This is a genomic window from Paragemmobacter kunshanensis (assembly GCF_011059185.1).
GTDB classification, from domain to species: domain Bacteria; phylum Pseudomonadota; class Alphaproteobacteria; order Rhodobacterales; family Rhodobacteraceae; genus Paragemmobacter; species Paragemmobacter kunshanensis.
This window is the reverse complement of the sequence record NZ_JAALFE010000013.1, coordinates 137,527-144,436: the sequence shown is the minus strand read 5'-3', so window position 1 is coordinate 144,436 and position 6,910 is coordinate 137,527. Positions and strand designations below refer to the sequence as shown.

At 65.1% G+C, this 6,910-nt stretch carries 5 protein-coding genes and 1 pseudogene; 4 read left to right on the top strand and 2 right to left on the bottom strand.

Annotation, left to right across the window (positions count from 1 at the left end):
- On the top strand, positions 1–701 hold a 701-nt coding region (locus tag G5V65_RS14115; RefSeq protein ID WP_206526801.1), incomplete at its 5' end, for a hypothetical protein.
- Here G5V65_RS14115 and G5V65_RS14110 read toward each other — a convergent pair.
- Positions 688–1,170 carry a hypothetical protein gene (locus G5V65_RS14110; protein ID WP_165051223.1) on the bottom strand — a complete coding sequence of 161 codons (483 nt, stop codon included), beginning with the start codon at positions 1,168–1,170 and terminating at the stop codon, positions 688–690. The two genes, G5V65_RS14115 and G5V65_RS14110, sit on opposite strands and share 14 nt — an antisense overlap.
- Positions 1,171–1,615: 445 nt before the next feature.
- Positions 1,616–2,137: a hypothetical protein gene (locus G5V65_RS14105; protein ID WP_165051221.1), complete on the bottom strand. Its 522-nt coding sequence runs from the start codon at positions 2,135–2,137 to the stop codon at positions 1,616–1,618.
- Between the two features lie 96 nt (positions 2,138–2,233).
- On the opposite strand from G5V65_RS14105, the pseudogene G5V65_RS14100 reads away from it, so the two are divergent.
- The 3 genes and pseudogenes from G5V65_RS14100 to recG all read left to right on the top strand — a co-directional run.
- Positions 2,234–2,431: pseudogene (locus tag G5V65_RS14100) on the top strand (winged helix-turn-helix domain-containing protein); the annotation flags it as partial.
- 72 nt (positions 2,432–2,503) lie between these two features.
- Complete coding sequence (ligA, locus tag G5V65_RS14095; RefSeq protein WP_165051219.1) at positions 2,504–4,753, top strand: NAD-dependent DNA ligase LigA; 2,250 nt, start codon at positions 2,504–2,506, stop codon at positions 4,751–4,753.
- Positions 4,750–6,834 (top strand): ATP-dependent DNA helicase RecG, encoded by a 2,085-nt coding sequence (recG, locus tag G5V65_RS14090; RefSeq protein WP_165051217.1) that lies wholly within the window; start codon positions 4,750–4,752, stop codon positions 6,832–6,834. The genes ligA and recG overlap by 4 nt, the downstream gene beginning before the upstream one ends.
- Positions 6,835–6,910: the final 76 nt, after the last annotated feature.

Genomic DNA, 6,910 nt, shown 5'->3' with positions numbered 1-6,910 from the left:
GCCGTCAACGCCATGATTTATATGCGAAATATCACGATTACGACAGCGAAATCAGCGACTTACTTGGAGAATGTGGGCTAGGGTCGTTCTACGCCAGCAATCAATCCGTTCTGATCGGCTGTTATGCCGAAGATGGGAACGGGGATAACGCCCAATGGAATGGCACGATGATCGGCTGCATGATCACCGATTTTTCGGCTGGCTTGGGCCAAAAGCTGATGACGGAACAAGCCAACGGCCCGCGCGCTTTGCGGAACGACATGGGTGGGTTTCGGGGGACAAATGCCACCTGTAGCGCCGACCTCGGCACCGAAAGCGGGAACATCGTCACATCGCGGCACACGACGACAGGGATCAGCTATCCTTGGCGGCTGCGGTATAAGACAGATGGCGTCGGCTTGGAAATGGGGTTCGGCTCGTTCTCCAGCCCGCTGATGAATATCAACAGCAACACCACCACGGCCACTTATGGGCGGTCTTCTGCTGTCGGGGAAAGCGTCAATTTTCCGGCGCTGTTCCTCGGCCTCAACAACTCGGCGCGGGCGCTCACCTATTCCAGCGCGGCCCCGACGACTGGCACCTGGGCGCGCGGTGATATCGTGTTCAACAACGCGCCGTCTGCGGCGGGGAAAATCGGCTGGGTCTGCACGACAGCCGGAACTCCGGGAACGTGGAAGGCGTGGGGGGTTATTGATCCGTAAGGGCGGCGGCTAGAACTTTCGCCACGTCCTCAAATTCCAAATACTCGCCTAGCTTCGCTTCATCCATGCCATTGATGCCGCCAAAATCGTAGCGTTGCAGCAGGTATATACGCGCGGCAATGCCTTCGACAATGTTGGCCCTTGCAGCCTTTGAGCAGAAGGCTTGCGCGTCATCTTTCGGCAGAATGGTATTCTCCGCAAGGGCGGCGCGGGCTTTGCTTGCCATCCAAGCCTTAGTCGCTTCTTCTGGGTTTTCCGGCCCGCCGAACCCATCCCATATGCCCTTATCCAATCCCTCTCGATATGCGGCCTCCACCTTCCACGCCACCTCATCGCGCAGGGCTTCCAGCGCGGCGGCGGCTTCGATGTAGAACGTAACAGGCTCTTCCGAATAGTCCGCGCCTTCGGGGCCAAGAATGGCATAAATCTCTCGGTTCAGCCGCGCGATCAGGTCGTCAAGGTTGGTCATGGCGTGTCCTCTGCGGGTTTCCAGTGGGTGGGTTGTTCAAGCGCGCTATCCCACCATCCGACACACTTCCGCGCGAGTGCGAAAACATGCGTTTCCCATCGGCGGTTGGGCTTGTTCCAGAAGAAACAATCTGTCGGGGTGTAATTCTCGCTTCTCAAGCGAACCAGCGTCCCATCCTTCGGCGGCGGGTGGTCGGGGTCGTCAATGCGATGCCACATGGTCAGGCTCCGGGGGGTGGGAATCCGGCATTTGCCAGTGCTGCCTTAACCGCCTCTTGCCCGTTCCGCGTCGCAGCAAGCCTTACCGCCGTGATCGCGTTGCAAATTGAAATTGGCAATCCGCAATCGTCACATTTGCGCTCCATCACTTCTCTCCATCTCCCGGCCCCTGCGGCCTGTTCAACACTGCGGCGATGGCGGCCCGCACAGCGGCAACTGCGGCGGCGTCACAGTTCAAAGCCAACTTCGCGCACCAAATCTGCGTGGATTTCGTTGAAGTCGTCACGCCACTTTTTGGCACGATCCGCCATTTCCGCCAAGGCGCGCAGCTTCTCAAAGTCCAGCGCAATCGGCTTGGCCTCGCCCCTGTAGATATACAGAAGGCCATCATCAGACCCTTCAAACCGCACATGCGTTTTCCAGCCAATGGCGTCATGGAACTTCGCGCCAAGCTTGGGTATGTCGCCGTCATACTCGCTTTCGTTGAAGCCATCAGGGAAGGGCATCCGAAGCTGGCCCTTCGGCACAAGCTGCTTGTTGTATAGCGGGCGCTCACGCTCCACCGCTTCGCGCTCGGCCTTCATGGCGGCTTCTCTGTCCGCATGGGTTTCAACCGTGATGCTGGCAATCTCTGCCGACCATCCAGACCGCGCGACATGCTGCTTTAGCCGCTCCACCGCGCTGAGAGATATGCCGACGTAAAGCAATCGGCCCTCTGCGTCGAAGTGGCGGTAAAGCTGACAAGTCATGATATCTCGCGTTTCAAGGTTGCTAGGGTGTTCGGCATTTGTCCGGGGGAAACAAAAAGCCTAACCGATTGATCTTCCACGTCAGTTTACACAATCCTGAACCACCTTTATGGGGGGATGGACGAGCCGGAACTGAAGATCATCGACGTCTTCATCTGCAAGCTGCGCAAGAAGCTGGCCGAGGCGACGGGCGGTGACAACTATATCGAGACGGTCTGGGGGCGCGGCTATGTGATGCGCGATCCGGTGCCCGAGATCGCGCATCGCCGGGTTTCCATCGCCGCCGCAAGCTGATCGGCGATCGAGCCTTCTGGACGAGGCCCCGGTCGCCCCCTAAACCTTGGGGGGCGATCGAAGGGGGCGGAGATGACTGGTGATAGGGATCCTGCAGCGCTGACCGAAGCGGAAGCGCGCGACGAACTGGCCCGCCTTGCGGCCGAGATCGCGGCGGCGAACCAAGCCTATCACATGCTGGACGCGCCCGAGATTTCGGACGCCGATTATGACGCGCTGAAGCGGCGCAACGCAGAGATCGAGGCGCGGTTTCCCCATCTGAAACGGGCCGATAGCCCCAGCGACCAGGTGGGTGCGCCGGTGTCGGACGGTTTCGGCCAGATCCGCCACGAGGTGCGGATGCTGTCGCTTGCCAATGCCTTTGATGATGCGGAAGTGGCGGATTTCGACGGGCGGGTGCGATCCTTTCTGGGGACAGAGGCGCGCATCGCCTATGTGGCAGAGCCGAAGATCGACGGGCTGTCGCTTTCCTTGCGCTATGAGGGCGGGGTTCTGGTGCAGGCGGCGACGCGGGGCGATGGCGAGGTGGGGGAGAATGTCACCGAAAATGCCCTGACGATTGCCGATATTCCGCGCCGGGTTGCGGGCGCGCCCGCCGTGATGGAGGTGCGGGGTGAGGTCTACATGTCGCATGCCGATTTCGCGGCGCTGAATGCGCGGCAGGCGGCGAGCGGGGGCAAGGTCTTTGCCAATCCGCGCAATGCGGCGGCGGGATCGCTGCGGCAGCTGGATGCGGGGATCACGGCGACGCGGCCCCTGCGGTTCTTTGCCTATGCCTGGGGGGCGCTGTCAGAGCCCTTGGCGGGTTCGCAATTTGCTGCAATCGCGCGGCTGAAGGCTTTGGGATTTCAGGTGAATCCGCTGACCGTGCTTTGCGCCGGGCCGGAGGAGATGCTGGCGCAGTACCGACGGATCGAGGCGATGCGAGCGTCCTTGGGCTATGACATCGACGGGGTGGTCTACAAGGTGGATGACCTGTCGCTTCAGGCGCGGCTGGGGTTCCGGTCGACCACGCCGCGCTGGGCGATCGCGCACAAGTTTCCGGCCGAACTGGCCTGGACGCGGCTGGAGGCGATCGACATTCAGGTGGGGCGGACGGGGGCGCTGTCACCTGTGGCGCGGCTGGCGCCTGTCACCGTGGGCGGGGTCGTGGTGTCGAATGCGACGCTGCATAACGAGGATTACATCGCGGGGCGCGACTCGCGCGGTGAGGTGATCCGGGGTGGCAAGGATATCCGTGTGGGCGACTGGGTGCAGGTCTACCGCGCGGGGGATGTGATCCCGAAGGTGGCGGATGTGGACATGTCGCGCAGGCCGGAGGGGGCGGTGCCCTATGTCTTCCCCCATCTCTGCCCGGAATGCGGGTCTGCTGCGGTGCGGGAGGAGGGGGATTCGGTGCGCCGCTGCACCGGGGGCCTGATCTGCCCCGCGCAGGCGGTGGAGCGGCTGGTGCATTTCGTTTCACGCTCGGCCTTCGATATCGAGGGGTTGGGGCGGAAGCAGGTGGAGATGTTCTTTGCCGACGACATCCTGCCGGTGCGGGAGCCTGCGGATATCTTCACGCTTGAGGCACGGGATGCGGCGAACCCCTTGCAGAAGCTGAAGAATCGCGATGGGTTCGGCGAGAAGTCTGTCACCAACCTTTGGGCCGCGATCCGCGAGCGGCGGCGGATCGGGCTGGCGCGGGTGATCTTTGCCTTGGGGATGCGGCATGTGGGCGAGGTGGCGGCGCAGGATCTGGCGCGGCATTACCTGACATGGGACGCGCTGGTTGCGGCGGTCGATCTGGCGCGGCCTGCGGCGTTGGCGCATCGCGCGGCGGATGAGGCAGAGTTGGAGGAGCGGGCGGCGGCCGTGGCCGAAGGGCGGCGCGCGCGGGTGAAGGAGGCGCGGGATCGGGCGGTGGCTTCGCTCGCGGTGCCGGAAGAGGCTGCGGCGGCGTGGCGTGAGTTGATCACGGGCGACGGGATCGGGCCGGTGCTGGCGCTGTCGCTGTCGGATACGCTGGCGAACCCCGAGGAGCGGGCGTCGATCGCGCGGCTGGTGGCGCATCTGGATATCCAGCCGCCCGAGGCGCGGGCGACGGAGTCGCCGGTTGCAGGTTTGACGGTGGTGTTCACCGGGACGCTGGAGAAGATGACGCGGGCCGAGGCGAAGGCGCGGGCGGAGGCCTTGGGGGCGAAGGTGGCGGGGTCGGTTTCTGCCAAGACGGACCTGCTGGTTGCTGGGCCGGGGGCGGGGTCGAAGGCGAAGGAGGCCGAGCGGCTTGGCGTGAAGATGATCGACGAGGACGGGTGGCTGGCCCTGATCGGGGACGCATGAGCAGGCCGCCCGAGCTTTTCCCGCTATTCGCGGGGCTGGAAACGCTGGAGGGCGTGGGGGAGAAGACGGCGAAGGCCCTGGCGGGGCTGGGGGTGGAGAGGCCGAAGGACCTGCTGTTCCTGTTGCCGCATTCGGGGGTGGATCGGGCGCGGAAGGCATCCGTGCGCGAGCTGGTGCCGCCTTGCGTCGTGACGGTGGAGGTGGAGGTGGGGGCGCATTTCCCGCCGCGGACCAAGGGGAAGCCCTATCGCGTGATGGTGCGGGATGCGGCTTTGGAGTTCACGCTGGTCTTCTTTCACGCGCGGGGGGATTTTCTGCAGCGGCTGTTGCCCACGGGGCAGCGGCGGCTGGTGTCGGGGCGGGTGGAGCTGTTCGACGGGATCGCGCAGATGGTGCATCCCGACCATGTGCTGCGGGTGGAGGAGGCGGGAGAGTTGCCGCTCTTCGAGCCCGTCTATCCGCTGACAGCGGGGGTGACGCAAAAGGTTGTGGCGAAGGCGGTGGCGGGGGCCTTGGCCCGCACGCCTGTGCTGGCGGAATGGATTGACGGGCCGCTGCTGGCGCGGGAGGGGTGGCCGTCCTGGCGCGAGGCGGTGGAGGCGATGCATCGGCCTGTTGGTGCGGCGGACCTTGCGCCCACGCATCCGGCACGGCAGCGCCTGGCCTATGACGAATTGCTGGCGCATCAGCTGACGCTTGCGCTGGCGCGGGCGACGCTGAGGAAGCAGAAGGGGTTGCCGACGGTTGGGGATGGCCGTCTGCGGGCGAAGGTGGTGGCGGGGTTGCCCTATGCGCTGACCGGGGCGCAGGCGCGGGCGGTGGCCGAGATTGCGGGGGATATGGAGGGGCCGTTCCGCATGAACCGCCTGTTGCAGGGGGATGTGGGGGCTGGGAAGACGCTGGTGGCCTTCCTCGCGCTGCTGATCGCGGTGGAGGCGGGAGGGCAGGGCGTGATGATGGCACCCACCGAGATTCTGGCGCGGCAGCATTTCGCGGGGCTGGAGCCGCTGGCGGCTGCGGCGGGGGTGCGGCTGGAATTGCTGACGGGGCGCGACAAGGGGGCGGAGCGGGCGGCTAAGCTGCGCGATCTGGCCGAGGGGCGGATTGCGGTGCTGGTGGGGACGCATGCGGTGTTCCAGAAGGATGTTCATTTCGCCGATCTGCGGTTGGCGGTGGTGGACGAGCAGCACCGTTTCGGCGTGGCGCAGCGGATGGAACTGGGCGCGAAGGGAGCGGCGACGGATACGCTGGTGATGACGGCGACGCCCATCCCGCGATCGCTGGCGCTGGCGACCTATGGCGACATGGATGTGTCCGTGCTGGACGAGAAGCCGCCGGGGCGGAAGCCCATTCGCACCGCGCTGGTGCCGACGGCACGGATGGAGGAGGTGGTGGGCCATCTGGCGAAGGCGGTGGCCGAGGGGCGGCAGGCCTATTGGGTTTGCCCGCTGGTCGAGGACTCAGAGGTGCTGGACTATGCCAGCGCCGAGGCGCGGTTCCAGCACCTGCGCGCGGCCCTGGGCGATGTGGTGGGGATGGTGCATGGCCAGATGCCGCCTGCCGAGAAGGATGCCGCGATGGCGCGGTTTGTGTCCGGTCAGACGAAGGTGCTGGTGGCGACGACGGTGATCGAGGTGGGGGTGAACGTGCCCAATGCCTCGATCATGGTGATCGAGCGGGCGGAGACATTCGGGCTGGCTCAGCTGCATCAGTTGCGGGGCCGTGTGGGGCGGGGGGCGGCGGAGTCGACTTGCCTGCTGATGTATCAGGCACCATTGAGCGAGGGGGGCGAGCGACGGCTGAAGGTGTTGCGGGATACGGAGGACGGGTTCCGCATTGCCGAGGAGGACCTGGCGATGCGGGGGGCGGGCGACCTGATCGGGACGGCGCAGTCGGGGTTGCCGCGGTTCCGGGTGGCGGATCTGGAGCGGCAGGGGGCGCTGATGGCGATTGCGCAGACCGACGCGCGGCGGTTGCTGGCCGATGATCCGGCGCTGGAAGGGCCGCGCGGGAAGGCGGCGCGGCTGCTGCTATGGCTGTTGGATCAGGACCGGGCGATCCGGTTGATCGGGGTGGGATAGGGCCGCCGTTGCCGGTTCTTGCGTGAAGCCGGCACGCGTTTTCATTTTGCGCCCAGGCAACCCCCTCCCCAACCCT